General features: G+C 62.8%; 18 protein-coding genes and 1 tRNA gene. 7 read left to right on the plus strand and 12 right to left on the minus strand.

Annotated features, from left to right (window positions below):
- Position 1: 1 nt before the first annotated feature.
- The 3 genes from RDW26_RS02200 to RDW26_RS02210 form a co-directional block, all read right to left on the minus strand.
- Complete coding sequence (locus tag RDW26_RS02200; RefSeq protein WP_307982334.1) at positions 2-922, minus strand: hypothetical protein; 921 nt, start codon at positions 920-922, stop codon at positions 2-4.
- Positions 923-1,000: 78 nt separating this feature from the next.
- Positions 1,001-1,915 carry a hypothetical protein gene (locus RDW26_RS02205; protein WP_307982335.1) on the minus strand — a complete coding sequence of 305 codons (915 nt, stop codon included), beginning with the start codon at positions 1,913-1,915 and terminating at the stop codon, positions 1,001-1,003.
- A gap of 9 nt (positions 1,916-1,924) precedes the next feature.
- Entirely contained in the window at positions 1,925-2,770 is an 846-nt protein-coding gene (locus RDW26_RS02210) for a hypothetical protein (protein ID WP_307982336.1), read from the minus strand.
- A 187-nt stretch (positions 2,771-2,957) separates the two neighbouring features.
- On the opposite strand from RDW26_RS02210, the gene RDW26_RS02215 reads away from it, so the two are divergent.
- Complete coding sequence (locus tag RDW26_RS02215) at positions 2,958-4,160, plus strand: 4Fe-4S binding protein (protein ID WP_307982337.1); 1,203 nt, start codon at positions 2,958-2,960, stop codon at positions 4,158-4,160.
- A gap of 23 nt (positions 4,161-4,183) precedes the next feature.
- Entirely contained in the window at positions 4,184-5,476 is a 1,293-nt protein-coding gene (locus tag RDW26_RS02220) for a trigger factor (RefSeq protein ID WP_307982338.1), read from the plus strand.
- Positions 5,477-5,546: 70 nt separating this feature from the next.
- Here RDW26_RS02220 and RDW26_RS02225 read toward each other — a convergent pair whose 3' ends face one another.
- Complete coding sequence (locus RDW26_RS02225; RefSeq protein ID WP_307982339.1) at positions 5,547-7,373, minus strand: LuxR C-terminal-related transcriptional regulator; 1,827 nt, start codon at positions 7,371-7,373, stop codon at positions 5,547-5,549.
- 387 nt (positions 7,374-7,760) lie between these two features.
- Between RDW26_RS02225 and RDW26_RS02230 the strand changes: the two genes are divergently transcribed.
- The 4 genes from RDW26_RS02230 to RDW26_RS02245 all read left to right on the plus strand — a co-directional run bounded on the left by RDW26_RS02230 (position 7,761) and on the right by RDW26_RS02245 (position 13,913).
- On the plus strand, positions 7,761-11,399 hold the full coding sequence (locus RDW26_RS02230) for a molybdopterin-dependent oxidoreductase (RefSeq protein ID WP_307982340.1): 3,639 nt from the start codon (positions 7,761-7,763) through the stop codon (positions 11,397-11,399).
- Between the two features lies 1 nt (position 11,400).
- Positions 11,401-12,063, plus strand: a complete 663-nt coding sequence (locus RDW26_RS02235; protein ID WP_307982341.1) for a 4Fe-4S dicluster domain-containing protein — start codon at positions 11,401-11,403, stop codon at positions 12,061-12,063.
- Positions 12,064-12,066: 3 nt separating this feature from the next.
- The gene (locus RDW26_RS02240; RefSeq protein WP_307982342.1) at positions 12,067-12,948 is read left to right on the plus strand and encodes a DmsC/YnfH family molybdoenzyme membrane anchor subunit; all 882 of its coding nucleotides are present in this window, start codon (positions 12,067-12,069) and stop codon (positions 12,946-12,948) included.
- 329 nt (positions 12,949-13,277) lie between these two features.
- A complete protein-coding gene (locus RDW26_RS02245) occupies positions 13,278-13,913 on the plus strand; it encodes a GNAT family N-acetyltransferase (RefSeq protein ID WP_307982343.1) in 636 nt (211 codons plus the stop codon).
- A gap of 180 nt (positions 13,914-14,093) precedes the next feature.
- Here the strand turns inward: RDW26_RS02245 and RDW26_RS02250 are convergent, their stop codons facing one another.
- The 3 genes from RDW26_RS02250 to RDW26_RS02260 all read right to left on the minus strand — a co-directional run bounded on the left by RDW26_RS02250 (position 14,094) and on the right by RDW26_RS02260 (position 16,650).
- Complete coding sequence (locus RDW26_RS02250; protein WP_307982344.1) at positions 14,094-14,570, minus strand: hypothetical protein; 477 nt, start codon at positions 14,568-14,570, stop codon at positions 14,094-14,096.
- Positions 14,567-16,474, minus strand: coding sequence for an HAD-IC family P-type ATPase (locus RDW26_RS02255; RefSeq protein WP_307982345.1), 1,908 nt, complete (start codon positions 16,472-16,474; stop codon positions 14,567-14,569). Before RDW26_RS02255 ends, RDW26_RS02250 begins: the two co-directional genes overlap by 4 nt.
- 101 nt (positions 16,475-16,575) lie before the next feature.
- Positions 16,576-16,650 (minus strand) — tRNA-Thr (locus RDW26_RS02260).
- Between the two features lie 468 nt (positions 16,651-17,118).
- On the opposite strand from RDW26_RS02260, the gene RDW26_RS02265 reads away from it, so the two are divergent.
- Positions 17,119-18,234 carry a putative ABC transporter permease gene (locus RDW26_RS02265; protein WP_307982346.1) on the plus strand — a complete coding sequence of 372 codons (1,116 nt, stop codon included), beginning with the start codon at positions 17,119-17,121 and terminating at the stop codon, positions 18,232-18,234.
- A gap of 137 nt (positions 18,235-18,371) precedes the next feature.
- Here the strand turns inward: RDW26_RS02265 and RDW26_RS02270 are convergent, their stop codons facing one another.
- The 5 genes from RDW26_RS02270 to RDW26_RS02290 form a co-directional block, all read right to left on the minus strand.
- Positions 18,372-19,289, minus strand: coding sequence for a TIGR03915 family putative DNA repair protein (locus RDW26_RS02270; protein WP_307982347.1), 918 nt, complete (start codon positions 19,287-19,289; stop codon positions 18,372-18,374).
- Positions 19,286-20,758: a putative DNA modification/repair radical SAM protein gene (locus RDW26_RS02275; protein ID WP_307982348.1), complete on the minus strand. Its 1,473-nt coding sequence runs from the start codon at positions 20,756-20,758 to the stop codon at positions 19,286-19,288. The genes RDW26_RS02270 and RDW26_RS02275 overlap by 4 nt, the downstream gene beginning before the upstream one ends.
- An 88-nt stretch (positions 20,759-20,846) precedes the next feature.
- On the minus strand, positions 20,847-21,806 hold the full coding sequence (locus tag RDW26_RS02280; RefSeq protein WP_307982349.1) for a 4Fe-4S cluster-binding domain-containing protein: 960 nt from the start codon (positions 21,804-21,806) through the stop codon (positions 20,847-20,849).
- Between the two features lie 339 nt (positions 21,807-22,145).
- Complete coding sequence (locus RDW26_RS02285; protein WP_307982350.1) at positions 22,146-23,117, minus strand: NAD(P)-binding domain-containing protein; 972 nt, start codon at positions 23,115-23,117, stop codon at positions 22,146-22,148.
- Positions 23,118-23,120: 3 nt separating this feature from the next.
- Complete coding sequence (locus tag RDW26_RS02290; protein ID WP_307982351.1) at positions 23,121-24,056, minus strand: DegV family protein; 936 nt, start codon at positions 24,054-24,056, stop codon at positions 23,121-23,123.

The following is a 24,056-nucleotide window of genomic DNA, read 5'->3' on the forward strand; positions in this document are numbered from 1 at the left end:
TCTACCAGTTCACGCCATCGGATTCGGTCTGAGCCGGCGAAGCGCCCTCTTCGACCGTATAGGCGTCCACCACATCGGACAGGTTCTCGGCAAGGGCTTGGGCGCCCACCTCGGTGATCTTCCAAGCGCTACCGTCCCAGGCGACCGCCTCGGCGCACTCGAGCTCCTCCACGAAATGCTGCACGAAGTAGTTGCGCGGCTCGGTCGCCACGAGCGGGTCGTTGTCGACCGCCGCCGACATCTGCTTCATGGACACGCCGTCGGCCTGCGAACACATGACGAGGATGCGCTTGTACAGCACCAGGTACTCCTGCTCGCCGGCGAACGTGCGCTCAAGCTTCTCGATGGGATGGTAGGCATCGAGCTTCGCCTGCCCTTCCTCGGTGATCTGCCAGTACGGCATCGGAGCAGGTTGGGCCTGCCAATACTCCACGCCGTCTTCCACCACGATCTTCGGCTCGGGGGTGAACCGGCTGTAGGGCGTGCCATCCTCGAGCACGCGGGCGATCGCGCCGGCGGTCTCGAGCATCGTGCAGATGTTGGATGTCGAGTACACCGAGAACTTGTGAGCGCGCGCGGCGTCCACCACCGCGGCCATCTCGTCGTTGCCAACGGGATCGGGCAGGGAGCGCAGCACGGCGTAGAGCACGCGGCGATGCGGGTTCATGTTGTTGAACAGCTCGTCGATGCGGTCGGCCGCCGGGCGCGCGGCGTATTCCGGCGCCGCTTGATCGGTTGCCGGCATCTGCGGCACGCGATCGGGGTCGGGCGGCAGAAACTCCGAACGGCCCTCGGTGTTGGGAAGGAAGATGCCCGGGTCGCCCGGCGCATCGTCCATGGTGGTGGGGCCCTCGCCGCCACCGAAATCAAACGCTCCGTCCTCCAGGGAGAACGTGAAGTTCTTCAAATCGAAATCCGCCATGATCTTCTCCTATCCCCTCCCCGCCGAAACCACGGCGGGTCGCGACGGCGCCTAAAGCGCCGCGATCAAATCCATCGATCAGTTCAGACCGTACATGCGCAAAAGCGCTTGCGAGCCAAGCGTCGAGGGCCTGTCCGCCCCGAAAAGGCTGAACAGCGGGGTGACGCGCGTCACCGCGAACTCGACGCCGTCCTCGTGGCGGGTGCGCGCGAACCGGATGTTCGCGCGTCGGGCAAGCCCCGCCTCGGCCTTTGCGAAGCCCGAGAAATATAACCGCTTGCTTACGTGCTCGCTCACCTGGGAAAACGCCCGCTCCTCAGCCTCTGTCGGCTTGCCGGCCCGTCGCGGATCGTCGGCGCCGCCTTGCGAGCCGGGCACCAGCCCGTCCACGCAGCCCACGAAAAACGCCTGCGAGAACATGCCGCTCACATGCGTATAGGGCACGATGGCCGCCACCTGCAGGCCCTGCGGGGCCGTAGGCCGCTCAAGCTGCTCCATGAGCGTGGCGTGAAGCTGCCTGGCGGATTCGTCCCCGCACACGTGCAACAGCCCGTGAGCCAGCTCCGGACAAGAGCGAAGGTCTGCCAAACGGATGAGCGCCGAAGCCTGCGCGCCGCCATAACTTGCGCGCAGCTCGTCAAGCTCGGAACGCGAACGCCCCGATGCCTCCCACCGCGCGGCAAGCGATGCATCGTCCGGATAAGCGATGGTCTCCAGCAACGCCAGGCGGTTTCTCGTCGCTTGTGCAAGATGCACATGCCCGGCGCGCACGGAGGCCTTCAAGCCCGCCGCATCGCAGGCGCGCTTGGCCTGCACCGCCCATGCCATGTTCGGCACCACGATAGCCAAGTCGTTCGCCTCGTCGATGCGACGGAAGCGGAACGTCTCCAAAAGCCGCGCCACCCCGGCAAGTTCCTCTTCCGGCGTGGGCCATTTCACGAAGATGCGCTCGGGTGCGCCAGCCGACGCCTCCCGCACCTGCCTCCCCTCCATGGCGCGCGGCTATTCCACGAAGGCGAGCGCCGAGGAATCGAAGAGACGCTCGGCGCCGTCGGCGAACTGCACGCCCCACACCGAGTAATCGACCTCGAAGCTGAACGGCTCGGGCGGCTCGACGACCTCCTCGCGTTCGATGGGAGGCAGGTCGTCGGAATCGGTCACGGGAACGGCGGTGTTCTCGTAGCTTTTCATCCTGCGGTCGTATTCGATCCACTCCGGGTCGTTGTAGTCGATCTTGGGCGCCTGATCGCCAGGCTGCTCGACGGGCGTCTCGTCGTTGGGCTCGGGGTGCTCGGCCTGCCAGGTTTCCCAGGCGGCGCCACGCTGGCGCTCGTAGGCCTCGTCAGCCGGGATGCGCACACAGCAAGCCCCGGCGAACGTGCCGTCGTTGAGCAGCGCGCGCGCCAAACCCACGGCGGCGTTGAGCTCCTCGGGCACGAACCCCAGCAAGTCGGGATGCAGGCTGACGGTGAACTCGCCGCCGCCCAGCTCGATATCGAACTTGTCGAACACCACCTCGGGCAGGCCGATAAGGCGCTGGCGCCGGTTGAACGCCTTCATGTTCGAACCTGTTTTATGCAAGATGTTGCCGATCCAATGCTCGACCACGTCATCCCACAGCTCGTCGGCTCCCTCGTCGGCGGAACGCAGATAGCTGCGCTGCCCGAAGTTGACGATGGCGCGGGCGGTGTTGCTCACGGGCTCATTCTGCGATTGCGGCGCATGCTTGCGCACGAGCGGCGAGCAAATGTGCATGTAGCAGCGTTTCAGCTCCAGCACGGTTTCCTCAGACGCCAGGCGCTCGTCGACGTCGAGCACAAGCGTCAGGGACGGTCTTATCAAAGCCATGTTCCCAGCCTCCTCGATTTTCCTCGTTTCGTTTCCCCATAACGTGTCACGAGTATATGAGCGCAACGGGAGCGCAAATAATACCAGCCCTATGATTTTGCTCGCCAAAAACCCTCTATGATTTAGAAAAGCGCAGTTCAGAGGTCATATAGCATGCTGCGCCACAAAGCTTTAGGGGGAGAGGGAGATGCCGAGCATATCGAACATGCTGGGGTTGATCGAGAAGGTGGACAGCCCCTATATCACCGTCCATCAGGACCGCTGCGCGCTGGTGCGCAACCGTCACGCCGACTGCCTGCGCTGCGCCGAGGCGTGCACCTCGGGCTGCATACGCTACGACGAGCAGGCAGAGCAGCTCGTCGTGCAACCCGAGCTGTGCATCGGCTGCGGCACCTGCGCCACCGTGTGCCCTACCTGCTGTTTGGAAGCGCACCACCCCAACGACACGCAGCTCATCGAGCAGTGCCGCGCGGCCGCGGCCGCCGCACAAGGCACGTGCACCATCGCCTGCGGCGCACTGCTCAGCGCCGCCGCGGGACTGTACGACCCCGATAAGGTGGTGCGCGTGGAGTGCCTCGGCCGCATCGAGGAGTCGGTGCTCACGCTCATGCAAAGCGAGGGCGCGAAGACGGTGCTCGTCCACGGGAGCTGCGCCGAATGCGAGCATCGATGCGGCTGGGAGATGCTGCAGAAGGTCTTGGACACGGAAAGGGCCCTGCTTGAAGCCTGGGGGCAGCCCATGGAGGTGCACGTGTCCACGAAGCTGCCCGGCATCACGCGCGCAAACGACGACAACGCCTTCGACAAGGCGAAACGCCAGGCGCTCGAGCAGTCGGGCAAAGAAGCCGCACGCGTGGGCGGGGTGTTGGCCGAGTTCGCCGTCGCAGAGGCGACAGGAGAGCAGTTCAGCCCGCAGAAAACGAAGAACTACGTCAAGGTCATGTCGGATGGGACCCTGCCGCACTTCCTGCCCGACCGGCGCGAACGGCTGCTCGACGCCCTGGCAAGCTTCGGCGACCCTGAGGATGTGATGATGAGCACGCGCTTGTGGGGGCACGTCATCATCGATACCGACGTCTGCCAGTCATGCCGCATGTGCGCGGTGTTCTGCCCTACCGGCGCTCTGCGCAAATTCGGCGAGGACGAGGGCCCCGGCAGCGTGTTCGGCGTCGAGCACTACCCCGGCGACTGCGTGAAGTGCCGCAGCTGCGAGAAGATCTGCCCGGCAGGCGCCATCACCATCTCCGAGGAGGTGTTCGCACGCGAGATGTTCGCCGGAGCCACCGACTCCTACCAGATGAAGCCCGTGCCCGTCAAACGCAGCCAGGCGCACACCATCTGGAAACTGCAGCAAACCCTGTGCAACACCGATCAAGTCTACGAGCGCTAGCCACGCCGCAAAGGAGCAACCCCATGTCCATCGAACTCGTGAACTCGAAGACCCTCATAGACGGCGCGAAAGTGCGCATGACGTTTTCCATCACCGGCGCCCACAAGGTCGCGCTGGCGACCGAGGCCCTCACGGGGCTGGCGCGCGAGCTGGAGCAGCCCGCACAGCCCGACCTTCAGGCGCTTTACGACTCCCTGGCAACCAAGGTGGGCCGGCAGACGGTCGATGCGCGCATCGCGTCCTTGGCCGCCATGCGCGCCGGGCTGGCGGAGATCCGCCGCCAGAACCTGCGCGTGCTGTTCAATCCCGAGCCCGTCAAACCGGTCCTCGCCGATGCGCTTTCCAAAACCGACGCCTCCTTCGAGGTGGACGTGTTCACGCATCCTGGGTTCGAACTATCCTCCTATGAACCGGTCTACGTCCGCGAGCAGGCGGCCAAAGTGACCGAGGAAATGGTAAACGCCCAGCTCATGCGCGAGATGAACCGTTTCGCAACCTTCGAGGGGACCTCAGGGCCCGTAGAGGCCGGCGACGTGGTGCAGGTGAACATGTCCACGCTGGCCAACGGGGTTCCCGAGCCGCAGCTGTCCGGCGACGGGCTTGCCATCGTGGTTTCCGACGAGCTGATGCCGAAAGGGTTCGTGGACGCGGTGTGCGGCATGGACGCAGGGGAGCACAAGGAGTTCCAGTTCACGAACGAGGAAGGCGACCAGGGGCTTATCCATTACAGCGTGGCGCTCGACGTGCTGGACAAGCGGCGGCGCATCGTGCCCGAGCTGACGGACGAGTTCGTGGCAACCCATCTGTCGGAGCAGGACAAGACGGTGGAGGAGTTCCGCCAGCGCATACGGCGCCACCTTGAGCTGCGCTCGGGGGAAACCGACCAGAGCCGCCGCGAAGAGCTTGCGGACGCCGAGCTGGGGCGCAGGCTGCGCGGCGCCATACCCGACGAGCTCATCGAGCGGACCGCTGCCGAGATGATGGGCTCCATCCGCTCCAACGCCGCCGCACAGGGGCTTTCGCTTACCCAATTCGCCCGATTGCAAGGCATGGACGACCAGCGGTTTCAGATGAGCATCATGATGCAGGCGCGCGAATCGCTTCGCCAGGGCCTTGCCCTCGACGCGCTGTTCGATCACCTGGGGCTGGAACTTGAGGAGGCGGACTATGACCGTGCGCTTGCCGAGCTGGCACCGGGAGACGAGGCGCAAGCGCGACGCAACCTGCAGAATAACGATGCATGGTACCTCGTGCGCAACATGGCCGCGCGCCTGAAGGCTCACGACCGGCTCATGGAAACGGCGGTGTTCGCCTAAAACCGCACGTCGAACGCATCATACGGCGAAGGGAGGCCCGGCAGCTTGCTGTCGGGCCTCCCTTCGCTTTTTACCAGTCCTCGTCCTCGACCTCCATGGAGTCCACCATGCGGATAAGGTCTTGCTGAGAGTGCACATCGAGCTTGCGATACACGTGCCGCATATGGGTGTTCGCCGTGCCGGCGCTGATGAACAGCTGCTCTTGAATCATCTTGGTGTTGTAGCCCTTGGCCAAAAGGAACAGCACCTCGGTCTCGCGGCGCGACAGCAAGCACATGTCGGCAAGCGCCAGGCATCGGCGCTTGTAGCGGCCGACGCGCTCCTCTTCATGGTCGCAGGAAGAGCGAGCCTCCGCATCGTCGCAGGCCCGCGCCTGAACAGCGGCCACGTGCTGCTGCGTGAGCACGCCTGCCGTTCGGCTTTCGCAGCCCTCGGCGTCATCCGGAAGCGCCACTGCATCCGCAAGCCCGAGCGAATCGGAAGAGGCATCCGCGCCCGTAGGCGCCTCCTGCCTGCAAACCTCATCTCCATCCGCAAGAACGCTCACGGAGGCAGCGTCCGCGCGATCGTCGCCGGCGTCGGCCGCCTCCACCCGGGCAGCCTCCATGGTCTTGAACGACTCGTTGTGCGGATCGAACGGATCGAAAAACGCCGGGCAGCACGTGCCGCGTCGCAGCACGCCCACCACTTCGGCATCGCGCGGATAGGTGCTGGAACCGAACACCAGGAGCACAAGCGCCACCGGCAATATGGCGTCGGCGCTCATCAAAGATGCCGACCATGGGCTGGCCGGAAGCATGAGCAACGTGGCGACGACCCCGCCGACGGCGACCATGCCACGGCCGGCGCCATACACGTGGAACGGGCTGATGCGGAACTTCTGCGACATGTCCGTGTACGAGATCCACAGACACCCCTCGATGAGCATATAAGCCACCAGGAACAGGCAATGCACCACCGTGGTGATGCCCGATGCCAGAAGATGGGCGACCAACACGACGACCAGGGCGATAAGCGGGCTGAGCGCACGGAACGCGTAATTAGCGCGCTGGCGCATGGTCAGCATGACCGTGACCACCGATACGCACGTGATGATGCCAGCGGCCATGACGCTCCAGGTGAACGAGGATGCATCGACGGCAAGCTCGGACACGCCGTGGAAGGCGTGCATGCCCAGGAAGCCGAACAGAAAACCGAACGCCAGCGCGCTGGGCATGATGCGCGCGAAGAAGCGCCCCGTATGCACGGGCATGGTGGTGGATGCGAACTCGGTGCGGTCCACCAGCTGCTTCGACGACACGTTCAAGCAGAACAACTCCGCCCAGGGCGTAAGCGCGCATAGCACCACGCCCAACGGGTGCATATTCACGTTCGCAACCATGATCAGGGCATATGCCGCGCTGGTAACCAAACACGACAAGGCGAACTGCATAGCGGACGCGGCGGTATCGCATACGCTGAACGATACGCCGTAGCTCATGAGCAGCGCCGCCGAACCCACGCCCGTCGTCACGCCGCCGAACACGCACGCCGCAGCACATACCGGCGCGTTCCCGAAAGCTGCGCCGACCGCCACGCATAGAAGCCCGACCGAGGTGATGGCCGCGGCCACGAAGCGGACGCGCCTTCTGTCGGCGATGGTGCGGAACAGGCAGCGGACCTTGCTCGTGAACAGCGAGTAGCACAGAAGCGTCAAAGCCATGGACGCCATGGACGTGACCACCATGATGGAGGCCATGCCGGCCATGCTAAACGAGAACAGCTCACCGGCGCTGAACATGGCGGAAAACACCCAGGCCCAATGCAGGCCGAATCCTGCCACCAAGGCCGGCGAGATCTTCCCGACGCCCGCGACCTCTTCGTCACGATACTCGATAGTGATATGCGGTAGCCTCAAGAATCCCCCTCCGAAGCTCTCAGGCGGCCCTTGCGCCGCCGTGCGCCCGTTCCCCTCGGGCGCGGCACCGATTCTACCACACACACGCGGCGCACCCTGCCCGCAAGCATCCGCAGCACCTCATATACGGCTTTTTGACCAGGCATTCCTTTGAAAATCATAAGGTGCCTATGATGCCTTGCCGCCATGGTTTCCCACCCCGCCTCCAAACAAATAATAGCAACCCTATTAAGAGCGCCGTGCACGCGGCGCGTACGCTGCAAAAAAGCGCATCGGCGGCGGGCGGATCGATTGCGAGGAGGTCGAGAAGAGGGGTTCCGCACCGCAATCGAAACGCCGATACGCCACCACCTGAAACGAGGAGATAGAGGAAGGAAAGGTGAATCCATGGCACAGCTGACTATGTCACGCCGCAGCTTCATCGCGACCGTTGCGGCAACCGGCGCAGCATGCGCCGTGAGCGCTTCGGTCACAGAGCCCATGAAGGCTCTTGCCGAGACGTCCACGACGACCACGGGCGAAATCAAGCACGTCCGCACCTGCTGCCGCGCGTGCGGCAAGGTCGAATGCGGCGTCTGGGTGACCGTGATGGACGGCAAGGCCATCAAGGTCGAAGGCGACGAGAGCGCCCCGCAATCCCGCGGCCATTGCTGCGCGAAATCGCAGTCCTCCATGCAGGCTGCCTACCACCCCGACCGTCTGCGCTACCCGGTCAAGCGCACCAACCCCAAGGGCGTCGAGGACCCCGGTTGGGTCCGCATCACCCTTGACGAGGCGTTCGAGCTGGTGGCAAAGGGCCTCGGCGAATGCGTCGACAAGTACGGCGGACAGTCCATCGTGGTCATGTGCGGCACGTCCCGCGTATGGTCGCTCGGCCCCTACCAGGGCATGAAGCAGCTTTTCGGCACCCCCAACGCCCACTTGGCGTACCAGGTGTGCAAGGGCCCGCGCCACTGGGCCGGCATCATGACCGACGAGATGGGCTCCCCGTGGATGGAGGTGGAGGCCGAGCCGAAGGTGTACCTGCAGTGGGGCACCGCGGTGGAGTACTCCAACTACGACACCACGAACCGCACCATCTCCGACGTGCGCGCCCATGCCGACTACCACATCGTGGTCGACCCGCGCATGACCCCCATCTCGAAGGAAGCCGACTGCTGGCTCAACGTCCGTCCCTCCACCGACGGCGCGCTTGCCCTGGGCATGATCAACTGGATCATCGAGAACGAGGCCTACGACGACACCATGGTGCGCCGCTGGTCCAACGCCACGTTCCTGTACTGCGACGATAAGCCGTGGCTGACCACGTCGCGTCGCTGGGAGGGCAACGGCGGCATCGACATGCGCACCAAGCTCATCACCGAAGCCGACGTCAAAGAAGGCGGCTCCGTTGACCGCTTCATGGTTTGGGATGAGAACAATCAGCGTCTGACCTGGTGGGATTCCAAGGTATGCAAATGGGAGGGCGAAACCTCCAAGATCCCGACCACCGGCTCGTTCATCAAGCACCCGCTCACCGGCCTGGTTGCCGACTGCTGGCTGCCCGACGAGTCCACGTGGGCGGACCCCGCAGACGCCGCCTACGACAAATACTGGGACGAGGGCAACGAGAAGGGCGCCACGACCAACCCCAAGGGCCTGCCGAAGAAGCCCGCGCTGTTCCCCGGCGAGATCGAGGTCGAGCTCATCGACGGCAAAAAGTACAAGTGCCGCACCGTTTGGGACGGCTTCCATGACATGACCAGCCAGTACAGCCCCGAAAAGGTCACCGAAATCACGGGCGTGGAGTGGAGCAAGGTCGAGGAGGCCTGCAAGCACTACACCACCCGCATCGACCCGCGCCACGGCAACGGCGGCGTGCACTTCCAGCTGGCAACCGACATGAACGGCAACTCCATCCAGAACTGCCGCGCGCTGCAGATCCTGTCCTGCATCACCGGCAACTCCGACGAGCCCGCCGGCAACCGCGGTTCGTGCAAGAGCCAGTTCGACGGCAACCCGGGCCGTTCCAACATGCAGAAATCCTCTGAGATCCCCGAAGAGCAGCGCATCTCCTGGGATGGCCGCGACTACTCGCTGGAGGATGTGGCGAAGTACATGCAGGACTTCGTGCAGTACCTCATCGACGAGAACTCGCCGCTGGCGGAGCGCTATGGCAACCATGTGCCCACCGACGACGAGGCCATCATCATCGCCAAGCGCATGGGCGGCGCCATGAACCCGTCGAAGTACTATCCCAACCCCAAGTCCATCTTCACCCGCCAGGCCGGCATGGTCGACGCCGACCGCTTCCCGCTCAACCGCTTCTGGGCGCGCTGGGCTGACGCCAACACGGTGTGGGATGCCTGCCTGCAGGATCAGGATTGGACGAAGGCCCAGGTCATGAAGGACGTTCTGCACAACGAGCCGTTCGATATGCACGTCAAGCCCACGCTGTACGCCATCCATGGCGGCGTGTGCCAGTCCGGCGACGTCATGAACATGGCCAACACCGTGCGCGCATGGAACGCTATGGCGCAGATGGACTTCTTCACCGAGATCAACCTGTGGTTCATGCCCACCAACGGCAACGCCGACGTCATCTTCCCCTGCCAGCACTGGATGGAGCTCGACTCCACCCGCGTGTCCCAGGGCGCCGGCGGCATGTTCGGCTGCTGCTGCAAGGCCATCGAGCCTCCGGGAGAGACCATCTACGACCCCGACTGGAACTGCGGCATGTACCGCGCCATGGGCGTTCCGTGGAACACCAAGGACACCTCCGCGGCGCCGAGCACCGAAGAGTACATCCTGAAGCCCAAGGTTTCCAGCCAGAGCAACATCGAGAAGTGGACGGCGTCGATCGGCGAGGAATACACCAAGGCGCTGGCCGGCAACCCGAGCTACCTGTGGCCCGACCACGACCGCATCCTCAAGGACAACGTGGACGCCTGGAAGACCGAGAAGTTCCCGAACGGCCCCACCTGGGCCGAGGCCAAGGAATGGTTCACCGAGCACGGTTGGATGGACTGCCGCGAGTGGCATCCCGAGCGCTGGGGCACCTACCGCCGTCACGAGATGGGCTGGCGTCGTCAGCAGGGCGGCTTCAACCTGTTCTCGCTCGTGGACCTCAAGCCCGGCTTCACCACCGCCTCCTCGCTTATCGAGATCTGGTCCCTCACCTGCGAAGCGTACATCTGCAACGCAGGCGATGCGGGCACGCTCTACGATGGCAAGGAGTTCAAGGAGAACGGCTTCAAGGGCGATGCCCGCTGGGCGCATACCGATATCGAGGCCTTCCAGGGCGACGATGACCGCTTCCCGGTGTACCGCGAGGCGACCGACTCCCCGGTGAACATGCCCGAGCTCTACCAAGCCGACAAGATCGACGAGGTTTCGGACGATTATTTCCAGAACCAGTGGTACAAAGACGCCATCAAGAAGTATCCCGACAACGTGTTCCTGCAGACCACCGGCTCCCGCCAGCCCGTGTACTTCCATTCCGAGCACAGGCAGCTGCCGTGGTGCCGCGAACTGTGGCCGGTCCCGCGCGTCGAGATCAACCCCGAGGAAGCCAAGCGCATCGGCGTCGAGCAGGGCGATTGGGTATGGATCGAAAGCCCGTGGGGCCGCATCCGCGAGGTCGTCGACCTGTACTACGCCGTGAAGGCCCGCACCTCCGGCGGCACGTTCGCCAACAACCTGCCGGTGGCCAACGCCAACCATCAGTGGTGGTTCCCTGAGTTCGAGTACGCCTCGCACGGCTTCGAGCTTGTGGGCGTGAACTGCCTGAACAACCCCTACGGCCAGGATACCGTGGGCGGCTGCCACACCATGCGCGGCTACCCCGTGGTCATCTACAAGGCCACGAAGGACAACAGCCCCTTCGGCAACCCCGTGCCCTGCAACCCCTACACCGGCGAGGAGTGCATCCACGATGCATCCGACGAGCGCCTGCGCAAATGGATGAAGGCCGGCATGCGCAGCCGCGTCGAGGGCGAGCCCGAGGTTGAGTCTTGGACCCACACCGGCACCGGGAGCGTGATCTAATATGACGAAATATGCAATCGTAACCGACCTGAACCGTTGCACGGGCTGTCTTGCATGCTCGACGGCCTGCAAGACCATCAACGGCGTGCAGCCCGGCGACTTCTGGATCAAGACGCTGCGCATCGGCCCCTTCCCCATCACGGGCGGGTCTGGCGAGTGGCCTGATGTGACGATGTACTTCATCCCCATCCAGTGCCAGCACTGCGAGCATCCCAAATGCGTCGAGGTGTGCCCCACGCAGGCGTCCCACGTAGCCGCCGACGGCACCGTGCAGATCGACAAGTCGAAGTGCATCGGCTGCCAGTTCTGCGCCATGGCCTGCCCCTACGGCGTTCGCTACCTTAACGAGGAGGAGCGTGTCGTGGAGAAGTGCACGCTGTGCGAACAGCGCACGGCCCAAGGCGAGCTGCCCCAGTGCGTCACGCAATGCGGCTCCCGCGCCCGTTTCTTCGGCGATTTGGAAAAGGGCATCGACACGTTCGAGGCCCCGGCTCCCACCCACGACAAGGCGACCTCTTACGAGGACATGCTGCACAACCGCACGACCGTCAAGGAGTGGCTGGAGCCCTACACCGACAACGACATCTATCACCTCACCGACGTGGGAAACGGCCCGCACCTGGCCTACATCCTGCGCGATCGCGAGTGGCAGGGAAAGGAGTAAGACATGGAACTGCAATGGCCCCTTATCCTGTTCACCACCATCGCCGCATGGTCGGTGGGCGTGTTCGGCGCCCAGAGCCTGCTGGCGTTGAAGGGTGAAGGCAAGAAAAGCCAGATGACCTGCTGGATCGTGTCCGCCGTGCTGTTGGCGGTATCCGGTATCGCGGTGTTCATGCACCTGCAGCACTGGGAGCGCATCTTCAACGGCTTCGGCCACATCACCTCCGGCATCACCCAGGAGCTGATCGCCATCGTCGTGCTGGCCGTCATCGCCATCGTCTACCTGGCGTGCCTGCGCCGCTCCGAGGACGGCGGCAGCGTTCCCGCATGGTGCGCCATCGCCGGCATCGCCATCGCCGTGGTGTTCGATGTGGTTGCCGCCCACTCCTACATGATGGACGCGCGCCCCGCGTGGAACTCCATCCTGGAGATCTTGAGCATCGTGGGCGCAAGCTGCATCCTGGGTCCGGCCACTGTGGCGGTGGTGGAATCCGTGAAGGACGGCGACGTGAGCCCCATGGGCGCCACCGCCACCTTCGCCGGCTCGATCGTGGCCGCCTGCACCACCGTTGCGTACATCATCGGCATGACGCTTTCCAACAGCGCCTTCACCCAGATCGATTACTACTTCGACCCGGTGCATCCCACGCACGGCATGGTCGACTTGGCGGGCTTGACTCCGTTCGGCTCGGGGTCGATCGGCCTGACGATCGTCACCATCGTATGCGCCATCATCCCGGTGGCCGCGGCCTATATGGGCAAGAAGAGCGGCAACTGGAAGCTGTGGGGTATCATCGGCCTGGCGGCAGGCCTGGTCTGCGCCATCTGCCTGCGCGTGGTGTTCTACCAGATGGGCGCTTCGGTGTACGCACTGTACACGCTGTAGCCCCTATCCGCTCGGCGTCCTGGCGGCGTCGCCAGCCAACCTATAGCGCCCGGCCCTGACCCTCCCTCCCTCCTTTCAAGACCGGGCGACCCGGAAGACGCCGGCTGCAAAGCCGGCGTCTTCTTCATTTCGGACTTCAAGACGCAGCGGGCTTCGAGACGATCTTTTGCCAACGCTCTCTGGATTTCCCCAAACCCCCTTCATGGGCGGAGGAATGCTTGTAAGGCGAATATGTGCCTTACAAGCATTCCTCCGCCCTATTTGATATAGTCCGCTACCATACTAGTTGGTCTGATATTGGACTATTCGTAAGGAGCACTGAGGTTTTTATGGAGCACGTTGAATATCGCACGCTTCGGGACGAGGACATCGAGGCGCTTGGCGCCATCCTCGGCGACACGTGGCACAGCTACACCGACGGCAGAAAACGCATCGCCTCTGGAATCATCGATTTCGCCAACTTCGCGAAGCGCAACACCTTCGCCGAAGTCGCCGTTGTCGACGGCTCCCCCATCGGCGTGATCATGGCAAGGGCAGGCGCCCCTAACGAGCAAACGCAGGCGCATTGGAAGGCCATCGAGCAAGATGCGCGCAAAGAGCTTGATGAGCTGGGCGGCAGCAGCGCAGACCTTACGCGATTTCTTGAGGCTATGGAGCAAGCCGACCGCGACCTGCTTGAGCAAAGCGGCTGCAACCCCGATTTCGAACTGGTTTTGTTCGCCGTATCCGGCAAAGCAAGAGGCCTGGGAATCGGAAGCACGCTTATGAAACACGTTCAACGTTACCTGGCAGCTGAAGGGGCCTCGAAGGCGTTCATCTTCACCGACACCGACTGCACGTGGGAATACTACGAGCACCGAGGCATGAGGCGTGCGGCCGAGCAGCCTTTCGCCGACGACGAAACGCGGATCCTTCCCGAGCGCATGTTCGTTTACGAGATGGACCTGGAGGGCATCGGGCGATAGCGCCGGAAGCCGCACCGTACGCGGGGGCATAGGAGCTAACGAGCGGTTTGCCGCCCTTGCCCCCGATGGGACGCAGGCTGCCGCCCGTCGCCTTCGCGAGGAGACAGGCCGCCATCCTCCCCCCGTCGGGGCGAATCAGCGGCGCAGGTCGCCATCCGTTCCCCCGCTGAAATGGAGACCCTATTCAGATTCACAGATACGCGCCGCATGAAGCGCATCCAGCTTGAGGTAGAGCGCGTGGAACGCCACGGCGGATAACGCCGCGACGATGCCGTGAAACACCCACATGCCCGGTGTGAACGGTGCAATGCAGAACACGCCGGGCATGAGCAGGCACGCGCCAGCGGTGCCGCCGATCACCACGACAAGCAGCGCCGTGCGGATAGCCGTGAACGGTATGGATAGGCGGATCACCAGGTTGCATCCGATCCAGGACGTCAGCAGCACGCACAACGTGGACACCTGCTCGTAGTCAAGGCCCATGAGGCAATAGCCCACCACGTTCGCCGCAAGGATGCAGCACACCGAGCATACAGCGCCGGGAATCGACTTGACGATGACGTTGTCCAGGAAACGACCCCGGATGCGCTCTCGGTTCGGTTCGAGTGCAAGCACGAACGACGGTATGCCGATGGTAAATGCGCTGATGAGCGTCATCTGGATAGGTTGGAAGGGATATTGCCACGGCGCAGCGATGAACAGCAGGGCGGAAGCGATGGACGACAGCGTTTCACCAAGAACAACGATGCGGAACGCTGCAGGTTGTTGATGGATCGACGCCCTTCGGCCACCACCTTCGGCATGCTGGCGAAGTCGTTGTCGACGAGCACCAGCTGCGCCACGTTGCGCGCGGCATCCGAGCCTGCCGCCATGGCGACGCTGCAATCCGCAGCCTTGAGCGCCAGCGTGTCGTTCACGCCATCGCCGGTCATGGCAACGGTGTGGCCGGCCTTTTGGAGCGCCAAGACGAACTGCTTTTTCTGCTCAGGCTTCACGCGGCCGAACACGCTGTCGCACGCTAGCGCGCGTTCCACATCGGATTCGGTTTTCAACGTGGAGGCGTCCACAAAACGATCGGAGCCTTCCACCCCCACCTTTTCGGCGATGCCGGAAACGGTGCGCGGATCATCGCCGCTGATCACAAGCACGCGCACGCCCTGGTCTTTGAAGTAGGCGATGGTTTCCGCCGCCGTTGGGCGGATCTGATCCCGAATGCCCACAAACCCGAGCGGCCGAAGATCGCCCCGAATGTTCCCGAACTCATCGAATCCTTCCACGCGAGCGATGAGCAGCAGGCGCGCTTCGGCCGCAAGCCGTTCGACCTGCAGTCTGACGCGCTCATAAGCGTCGCCGAGCACGAACTGCGCAGCGCCCATGACATAGCACGACCCATTCGAAAGCTGAGCGCCCGACCATTTCTTGTCCGAGCTGAAAGGAATCATGCGCGAACACGTTTCGGGACGGCCTTCTGCATCCTTGAAATATGCGGCTATCGCTCGAGATGCCTCGTTGGGGTCATCGTCGGCGCAGGCGATGGCGCGCAACGCGCGGCGCGCTTCCCGATCAATCGCATCGGGCGCATCCTGGGCGGCTTCGCCCTCTACAGGCCGCACCCAGGCAACCTCCATGTCGCCAGTGGTGATGGTGCCCGTTTTGTCCAGGCAGAGCACATCCACGCGCGCCAGCGTTTCAATACAGTACAGTTGCTGCACGAGCACCTGGCTTTTCGACAACCGCACGACGGCCACGGCTAGAACCGTTGACGTGAGAAGGATCAACCCCTCAGGAATCATGCCCACCAGCGCAGACACCGTTGATAGGATGGCGCTGTTCAGCTCCGAGTTGCCCGATAGATAATCCCGCGCGAACAGCAACGCTCCCAACGGGAACATGATGCAGCTGACGAATTTGATGATGCCGTTGAGGCAGCGCATGATCTCCGAGCGCACGGCCTTGCGCTCCTTTGCCTCAGCGGAAATCTTCGCCGCATAGTTCTCAGCGCCAACGTGGACCACGCGCGCGTACACCGTGCCGGAATTGACGAACGATCCGCTCATGAGCGCATCTCCAGGCTGTTTGCGGATAAGATCGGCCTCACCGGTAAGCAGGCTTTCGTTGACCCGGCATTCGCCGCTCACGACCTGCGTATCCGCAGGGACTTGATCCCCGCGACGCAATACCACAACATCATCGCGCACCAGCTCATCGAGCGGCAGCTCCGCTTCCATGCCATCGCGCAACGCATGCGCTTTCGAGCCGGCTATGATCGACAGCCTGTCGGTGATGCGCTTCGAACGGATCTCCTGAACGATGCCGATAACGGTGTTGCATACGATGACCACCATGAACAACATGTTCTTGTACGACCCCGTGAACAGCACGATAAGGGCCAAGACAGCGTTCACCAGATTGAACAGCGTGCATACGTTGTCATGGACGATCTGCCCGACCGATCGCGTTTTCACGCCCGCATCGACATTGGCCTCGCCCGCGGCGATGCGCGCCTGCGCCTCCTCGGATGCGAGACCAAGCGAAGCCTCTATCCCAGCAGCCTCGTTCATTCCGCTTCCCTCCAACCGACGCCGCGTCAATACAGACCAAGAACCCGAACAACGTGTAACAAAAAGGCCACCGCAGGAAAGCGATGGCCTTGACGTAACGATGGAGCCGGCAACAGGACTCGAACCTGCAACAGGCAGTTTACAAAACTGCTACGCTACCATTGCGTCATGCCGGCACACGAAAGTGCATGTCGAGCCATTATACGACAACAACCCGGATTCTCAAAGCTCATCCCATAAAAGGTACAACCATCAACACCAAAATACAGCCGAGCACGTTAAGCACCCGAATACGGCTGAAGGCATATGGGACCTCCCCCCATAGGTTCTTGCGTGTTTCGCTTAAGCCATCGCTTTCGTTTATCATTCTTAATGCAAATTAATGCACGGATGCTCTTGTTTTGCGCATCGCAACCGAACCGTAAACCGCTCTTGTCGAACTGCCGCCAGTATCTGGTTATACTGGTTCGCGGTAAGAACCCGCTATCCTACGAACGCGATATCTCATTTGGAGTGTTATGACTAACGACGAACGACAATCTTCCCCTAACACAACGTCCTCCCCCAGGGTAAGGAAACGATTCCGAGCCGACCGAGACGCCATCGATCGCAAACGCCTTCCCTTGGCGGTGAAGGTATTCGGCGTGTTGTGCCTTGTGGCAGGCGGAGCTACCGCGGTGCTTTTGACGATCACCATCGTCACCATGGTGCTGGCATTCACCTCCGGCAACCTTGACATCGAAGCCTCCACCGCCACCGTGGTCATCTATGTGGTGGAATCGGTGCTGTACACGGCACTGGCCTCCATGTTCGCCATCTTCGGCATCCGCTTGCTGCGAAACAAACGCAAACATGCCGCACGAGGCACCGAGGCCATGATATTCATCTTGGCCGCCATCATCATCTGCTCCATCATGCTCAACGGCCTGGGAGCCAACGTGATCCCCCATGCCGTGGTGGCGGTGTTCCTGATCGTCATGCAGTCCTACCTTGACCCGGCGCTCGCCGGCGAGCGCGAGCTTCGCCGCAAGCTGCGCGACATGGAAACCAGGGAGCAAGCGGAAGACGGCACGCTCGGCCTTGATCCCACCGGTCGCGGCTACATCACCCTGAACTTCTTCAATCTGTTCTGGATATTCGTGGTGTGCAGCGTGCTTGGCCTTGCCATCGAGACCGTCTATCACGTGCTGGTAGTGGACCCCGGCGTTTACGAAGACCGGGCCGGATTGCTGTTCGGGCCTTTTAGCCCCATCTACGGCGTTGGCGCGATGCTGATGACCATGGCGCTCAACCGCTTCCATAAAGCGCCTTTCCCCGTGATCTTCCTGGTAAGCGCGGTGATCGGCGGTGCGTTCGAATATGCGGTCAGCTGGTTCATGCAGTTCGCCTTCGGCATCGTTGCCTGGGACTACACCGGAACGTTCCTTTCCATCGACGGCCGTACCAACGGCATGTTCATGGCCATGTGGGGCGTGCTGGGCCTGTTCTGGGTGAAACTATGCCTTCCCTGGATGTTGCAACTGGTCAACCGCATCCCCTGGAACTGGCGCTACTCCCTAACCACCGTATGCGCCGCCTTGATGATAGCGGACTGCGGAATGACGTTGATGTCGCTTGACCGTTGGTACCAGCGCGAAGCCGGTGTAGCCCCCGACAACGCCATCTCCCGCTTCATCGACGACCACTTCGACAACCAATACATGGAGCAACGCTTCCAAAGCATGTCGATCGATCCGGACAACGCAGCGCGTACGCTGTAGGTTAAGCCATGCCGCCGATGCTTGTCCGCAGGCATCGGCGGCACCCCAAACGCAACGCCCCTTCCAACCGACGCGTTCTCACCTGCCTTCCCGAAGATATTGCGGCAACAAAAAATCGCCCGTGCGCGCTCGCGTTTTTACAGCCGCTTATCCAGGGGCAGCGCAGCAACAGAAGCGCATCGCCCGCGCATGCAATCGCGGTTTTCCTGCCGTCGACCTGAGGACATAGCTGCCTCGGGTAAAGCGCTCTTCCCACTGCCGTCCGACAGCTCATCACGCACCTCCACGATGTTGCGCCATAACCGCTTCGGCATGAACTGCCTTCGAAGCTCAGGGTGATAACGAGCCGATATGGACATGGCATCGTAGAACCCCCTCCATGCCGCTTGCATAGCGGCTTCATCGGAGGCATGTTCGGGCAGATGTACCTCATCGGTTTGCGCCAAATACCAGCCTGCGCCATCGTAGATGCCCGCGACCTGATGAACCTCGTCGTATACGACGAAACGCTCGGTGTTGAACCGACCTGCAAACCAGTCCATGAGCAACGGCACCACATTTGCCTTGGGGTTGCATTTTGCGAACCATATGCCGTTTTCAAAGTGCTCGAAACGCAGGAACTGCATCATCAAATGCCGCTCGTTCATCACCGAACGGTCAAGACGGGCAACGGGGCCGGCGACGGGATGGGTCAAGTTGCGAATCAAACCGCTGTTCGCGGCAGCAGGCCGCGCCATGACATGCCGGACGAACCGATATACCGCAACGCCGGCGGAAGGGTCATCCGACAGCGACGCGTGCAACACCGCATCCCAGGCATCCCGCCCTGCTTTTCGCACGATCCCCGCCTTCACGCGCGAGGCCAACGCCGCATCGGTTTCGATATAGCGCACGCTTTGCCCTAACCGAGGCTGCAACGCGGTCTCGGCGGAAAAGTCTTCAGGCTGCTCATGCAACGCATAAGCCTGGAATATCGCCGTTAGCAGCCCTTCGGTAGTGCCATCGTGTACATACGCCACGTTGCTCAGCGGCTCCCTGCCGACATCCAAGCTCATGCGGGCACCTTCTGCCGGCCCTGCAACGCATGCTGCCAACCGAAGACCCCATCGGCCACGCCTTCCTGAACCGCCGGCGCCTGCAGCTGCTGCGTTCCACTCGCGCTGCCGCCCAGCATGGCCGCCTTATCCCCTGCTCCTATGGCTGCACGCCCGACCTCAGACCCGAACAAGCTAAGCTGACCGGGCAACACCTTCCCTGAGCGGGCACCGTGCCGACCGCCGTCTATAGGACTTGCCAACTGCGCCCGTAGAGCCTCGGGGCTAAACTCTACCCCGTTGCCTTGATATTTTCCGTTGCAAGTGATGAAGTAACGCGCCCGCTTGAACGCGATTCCCAGCTTGCGAAGCTCCCCTTCCCGCAAGCACGAGGTGCGTCGAGCGCGTATGATCAAACGAGCCCCGCGTGGACCTATCCCCGGCACGCGTAGCAGCACTTCCAACGGCGCGGTGTTCACTTCCACCGGAAAAAGATCCAGATGATTCACCGCCCATGCAGCTTTCGGATCCACGTCCATCTCCAAGTTCGGCGCGTCGGCGCTGATGATCTCCGATACGTCGAATTTGTAATAGCGCAGCAGCCAATCGGCCTGATACAGCCTGTGCTCACGGTTCAATTGCACTGCCGTGTTCTGCGGCAGGCGCTCATCGGAGCTTACCGGCAGATAGGCACTGAAGAACACGCGCTTGAGCTGCAGCGTTTTATAGAGCGCCTGCGACAGGTTGAGAATCTGGAAATCGGTTTCTGGCGTGGCCCCTATGATCATCTGCGTGGACTGCCCCGCCGGCACGAACGCACGCCCCCGCTCCTTCGGGCGAGTGGAGGGCAGATACGTTGTGCTTCGACGCGACATCCCGCGCGACTCCCGGTCCTGCGCCATGTTGTCTCGGATTTGACGCATAGGAGCTATGATGCGCTGTTTGGTTTTCTGGGGGCACAGCAAGCCCAAGCTTGTCTGACTGGGCAGCTCGAGGTTCACGCTCATACGGTCCGCAAGATGCCCAAGCCTGTCGATGAGCTCCGGCGAGGTTCCCGGCACGGCCTTTGCGTGGATATATCCGCGAAATCGATGGTGATCGCGTAGCAGCTGCAACGTGCGTATCATGAGCTCGGTGGTGTGGTCGGGCGACCCGATGACGCCCGAGCTGAGGAACAGCCCCTCGATATAGTTACGACGGTAAAACGCCATGGTGAGATCGGCCAGCTCTTCGGGCGTGAACGCGGCGCGAGGCACCTCGTTGCTGCAACGGTTGACGCAATACGCGCAATCGTACACGCATACATTGGTCATGAGCACCTTGAGCAGCGATATGCAGCGACCATCGGGCGTGAAGCTGTGGCAGCATCCGGCGCCGAGGGCATTGCCGACATAGCCGGCCTTCGAGCCGCGCTGCAACCCCGACGATGTGCAGGCGACATCGTACTTCGCCGCATCGGCGAGGATATTCAGCTTCTCCTGCACATCCATGGTCTGCCCTTTCCACAAACATCCGTACGTATAATAGGCACATACTATACTCGTACGCTTGTTCGTGGTCAAGAACGTTTGTGCGATATTATCGCGGAACCCCGGTCAAATCGAATGCGGGAATGAAGCTGTCCTTCGCCGCGCCCCCTTGCTGCCAGAAATAGTCCTCGATGCCTAGCGTATCGGCATAGTCCAGCAACTCCTCGTATTCGCCATCAGATACGCGTCCGCCCAGCTCGGGGCAGCGCTGAAGCTGGCGCTGCGCCCAGACATCCCCAGCTTGGGCAGCATCGGCGAGCACCGGCGTGTACTGATTCATGAGCGACAGCAGCACATCGCTTCCGAAGCGCTCCCATATCGCGCGCACCACGCGCTTGGAATCTTCCAGGGCACCGGGCAGCATCAGGTGGCGCACCACCACCCCGCGCGTAAGGCGCGGCTGCCCGTCCACCTCGTCGCCCTCGGGAGCGCCCACGCAACGCACCATCTCCTCAAGCGCCGCCATGGCCACCTCGGGATAGTCGGACGCAGCGGAGTAACGGCGGGCAAGGCCGCTCGAGCAATACTTGAAATCGGTCAGGTACACGTCCACCGTGCCGACGTTGTCCCGCACGGCCTGCACCGTCTCGTACCCCGAGGTGTTCCACACCACGGGCAGCGTCAAGCCACACGCACGGGCACGGGATACGGCGGCGCGGATGTGGGGCGAATAGTGCGTCGGCGTGACGAAATTGACGTTCAGCGCGCCCTGCCGCTGCAGGTCAAGGCACATGTCCGCCACGTCATCCACCGTAACGGGCACGCCAGCGCGCCCATCAGCGATCACCTGGTTCTGGCAGTACACGCATCGCAGCGGGCAGTTCGAGAAGAACACGGTGCCGCTGCCGCGAGAGCCGCTGATAGGCGGCTCCTCCCACATGTGCAATGCCGCGCGGGCAACCACCAGCTTCCCTTGGGCCCCGCACACGCCGCGCTCGCCGGCAGCGCGGTCGACGCCGCACGCCCTCGGGCACAGCCGACAGCAAGCCAACGCTTCTTCGAACTCCATAGCAGATCCCTTCCCCGCTTCTCTACGCGATTGCGCGTCGAAACCGTTCGCACGCGCCACCGCTTGCTGCGACGTAGCGCCCGCCCCACCAAACGACCGCTCAGCCGCCCAGCCGGCAAAACGGGCCCGCATAGCGCAACCCGGCTCTGCGGCGCACGGCTACGGCATCCGCCCAGATCAAGGAAATGCGCAATCGCCCTTACCGCTAAAAAAGGCCCGCAATGCGCGACCCGGCCCGGGACGAGCAGCACGCATCAGCAACTGCGCCCTTCCAAGCAGCCGGGCCGCCGCCTTGCGGGCCCTCGTGCATCATTCGATCGCCCTTTACGGGCAAGACGCCTAGTTAAAACCGGGATAGGCGCCCGTCATGCCATCGTCGTCCATGATGCCGGCATCGCCGAAATCATCGCCCCAATCGGCATCCTCATCATGGTCGTGATCATGATCGCCGTACGTTTGCTCGGCGCGAGTCCAGTCCAGACCCTCCTTCGCGCATGCGTCCTCCTCGCGGTAGACCAGCGACAACGCCGAAGGGGCCTTGTCCGAACCGCCGATGATGGCCAGAAGCTCCAACAGACGTTGGATGGCCTCGGCCTGCGGCAGGATAAGGTCGGCATCGTCGGCAGTGGTCAGGGCCGCGGTCAGCTCGCCCATGAGCATCTCCACCGTGTAGGTGCCGTCGAAACGGCCATCGGTGACGGCGGCCAGCAGCGCATCGCCGGCCGGCGTGATCGCGCCGGCGCGCATGCCGGCGATCTCGCCCATGTCGGATGACGTGCGCACCGCGTGATACAGTGCATCGGCCTCCACAGCGGCGACCAGCTGCGCCGTCGCCTGCAGGCTGTATGCGGCGCGGGCAAGCTGGGCCGAGCCCGGGCCGCCGGCGTCGGTCACGTGGGCAACCAGCAGGTCGAGCACCTCGCGCGCGGCCTCAACGCAGTCCTCTTCGCCGCCAACGAAGCAGCCCAGGTTCTCTCGCACCGCGAACGCGTCGGGCACGGCTACGTCGGTGACCACGAGCGGCGCCTCGACGGCGACCAGGTCGGCGACGCAGGCCATGGCGTTGAGCTCGCGTGCGAAGGTGGGCGTGGTGCACGAAAGGTCGATGAGCAGCGTGCCCTTGCGCGCGCCCTGAACGATGCCGTTGTCGCCGAAGTACGCGTCCTCGAGCGCGGTTTGCGTAGTGAAGTAGGTGAGGACGGCGTCGGCGGCGCCCGCATCGCCTACGCGCTGCCAGCCCGCACCGCACAGGCGATCGGCCACCATATTCCCTACCGTATCGTTTCCTGCGAACACGAAAGCCTTCGTCATGGCTTAACCCTCTTTCTTGATCTTGCGGGCGATGCGATCGGCCACTGAAAGCTCCTCGCGCCTATCGCCTCCCCAAAACACCACGGCCAGCATGCCCGGCCCAACATGGCTGCCGATGACCGGCCCGATGCTGCTTTCCAAAAACAGCAGGTTGTCGTCCTCTTTCGCCAGCAGCTCCTTCAGACGCGCCGCATCCTTGGGGCAGTCGGCGTTGCCGATGACCACGCAACGGCCCGGCATTTGATCGGTCATGCGCTTCGAGCAGTACTCAGCCAGCTGCCTGATGCCCTTCTTGCGCCCGCGCGCCACGCCCGTCAGCGCAAGCTTGCCCTCGATGCTGATGTTGAGCAGCGGCTTCACATCGAGCTTCGCACCCGCGTAGGCAACGGTGCTGGGGATGCGGCCGCCGCGGCGCAGCGATTCCAGATCGTCGACCATGAACTCGGCGTCGACGAAGTAGCGCGCCTCCTCGGCCCACGCTGCCAGCTCGCGCGCCGTCATGCCGTTGTCGCGCTGGTTGAGCGCCTCGTAAACCAGAAGCGCCTCGGCGACCGATGCCAGATAGGTGTCGACCACGTACAGCTCGGCCTCGGGGTGCTCGGCGATCAACTGGTCGCGCATCATCACCGCCGTGTTGAAGCTGCCGGAAAGGCCGCTGGTGAAGCTCAGATACACCGTGGGAACGCCGCTTTCGATGGCCTTCGAGAACACGTCATGGAACACCGTTACCGGTACCTGCGCCGTGGACGGCTGCGAACCTGCGCGCATGCCCTCGTAGAACTCATGCGGCGTGATGGTGCAATACAGATCGTCGCTATGCTCGCCCTTTTCGTCGATATAGGGAAACTCCAGCAGCTGCACGCCGGGACGATCGATCACCTCGAAAGGGAGGTCGCAGCAGGAGTCGATGATCAGATTGCATTTCGGCTGGGCTTCCAT

This window comes from uncultured Senegalimassilia sp., assembly GCF_902464545.1.
Taxonomy (GTDB): Bacteria; Actinomycetota; Coriobacteriia; order Coriobacteriales; family Eggerthellaceae; genus Senegalimassilia.

What these genes read in the sequence shown, in the direction of transcription:
- RDW26_RS02270 (WP_307982347.1), bottom strand. Translation starts at nt 19,289, where the DNA reads ATGAGCTTGGATGTCGGCAGGGAGCCGCTGAGCAACGTGGCGTATGTA.
- RDW26_RS02275 (WP_307982348.1), bottom strand. Translation starts at nt 20,758, where the DNA reads ATGGATGTGCAGGAGAAGCTGAATATCCTCGCCGATGCGGCGAAGTAC.
- RDW26_RS02200 (WP_307982334.1), bottom strand. Translation starts at nt 922, where the DNA reads ATGGCGGATTTCGATTTGAAGAACTTCACGTTCTCCCTGGAGGACGGA.
- RDW26_RS02205 (WP_307982335.1), bottom strand. Translation starts at nt 1,915, where the DNA reads ATGGAGGGGAGGCAGGTGCGGGAGGCGTCGGCTGGCGCACCCGAGCGC.
- RDW26_RS02245 (WP_307982343.1), top strand. Translation starts at nt 13,278, where the DNA reads ATGGAGCACGTTGAATATCGCACGCTTCGGGACGAGGACATCGAGGCG.
- RDW26_RS02255 (WP_307982345.1), bottom strand. Translation starts at nt 16,474, where the DNA reads ATGAACGAGGCTGCTGGGATAGAGGCTTCGCTTGGTCTCGCATCCGAG.
- RDW26_RS02230 (WP_307982340.1), top strand. Translation starts at nt 7,761, where the DNA reads ATGGCACAGCTGACTATGTCACGCCGCAGCTTCATCGCGACCGTTGCG.
- RDW26_RS02220 (WP_307982338.1), top strand. Translation starts at nt 4,184, where the DNA reads ATGTCCATCGAACTCGTGAACTCGAAGACCCTCATAGACGGCGCGAAA.
- RDW26_RS02240 (WP_307982342.1), top strand. Translation starts at nt 12,067, where the DNA reads ATGGAACTGCAATGGCCCCTTATCCTGTTCACCACCATCGCCGCATGG.
- RDW26_RS02280 (WP_307982349.1), bottom strand. Translation starts at nt 21,806, where the DNA reads ATGGAGTTCGAAGAAGCGTTGGCTTGCTGTCGGCTGTGCCCGAGGGCG.
- RDW26_RS02290 (WP_307982351.1), bottom strand. Translation starts at nt 24,056, where the DNA reads ATGGAAGCCCAGCCGAAATGCAATCTGATCATCGACTCCTGCTGCGAC.
- RDW26_RS02235 (WP_307982341.1), top strand. Translation starts at nt 11,401, where the DNA reads ATGACGAAATATGCAATCGTAACCGACCTGAACCGTTGCACGGGCTGT.
- RDW26_RS02210 (WP_307982336.1), bottom strand. Translation starts at nt 2,770, where the DNA reads ATGGCTTTGATAAGACCGTCCCTGACGCTTGTGCTCGACGTCGACGAG.
- RDW26_RS02285 (WP_307982350.1), bottom strand. Translation starts at nt 23,117, where the DNA reads ATGACGAAGGCTTTCGTGTTCGCAGGAAACGATACGGTAGGGAATATG.
- RDW26_RS02250 (WP_307982344.1), bottom strand. Translation starts at nt 14,570, where the DNA reads ATGACGCTCATCAGCGCATTTACCATCGGCATACCGTCGTTCGTGCTT.
- RDW26_RS02215 (WP_307982337.1), top strand. Translation starts at nt 2,958, where the DNA reads ATGCCGAGCATATCGAACATGCTGGGGTTGATCGAGAAGGTGGACAGC.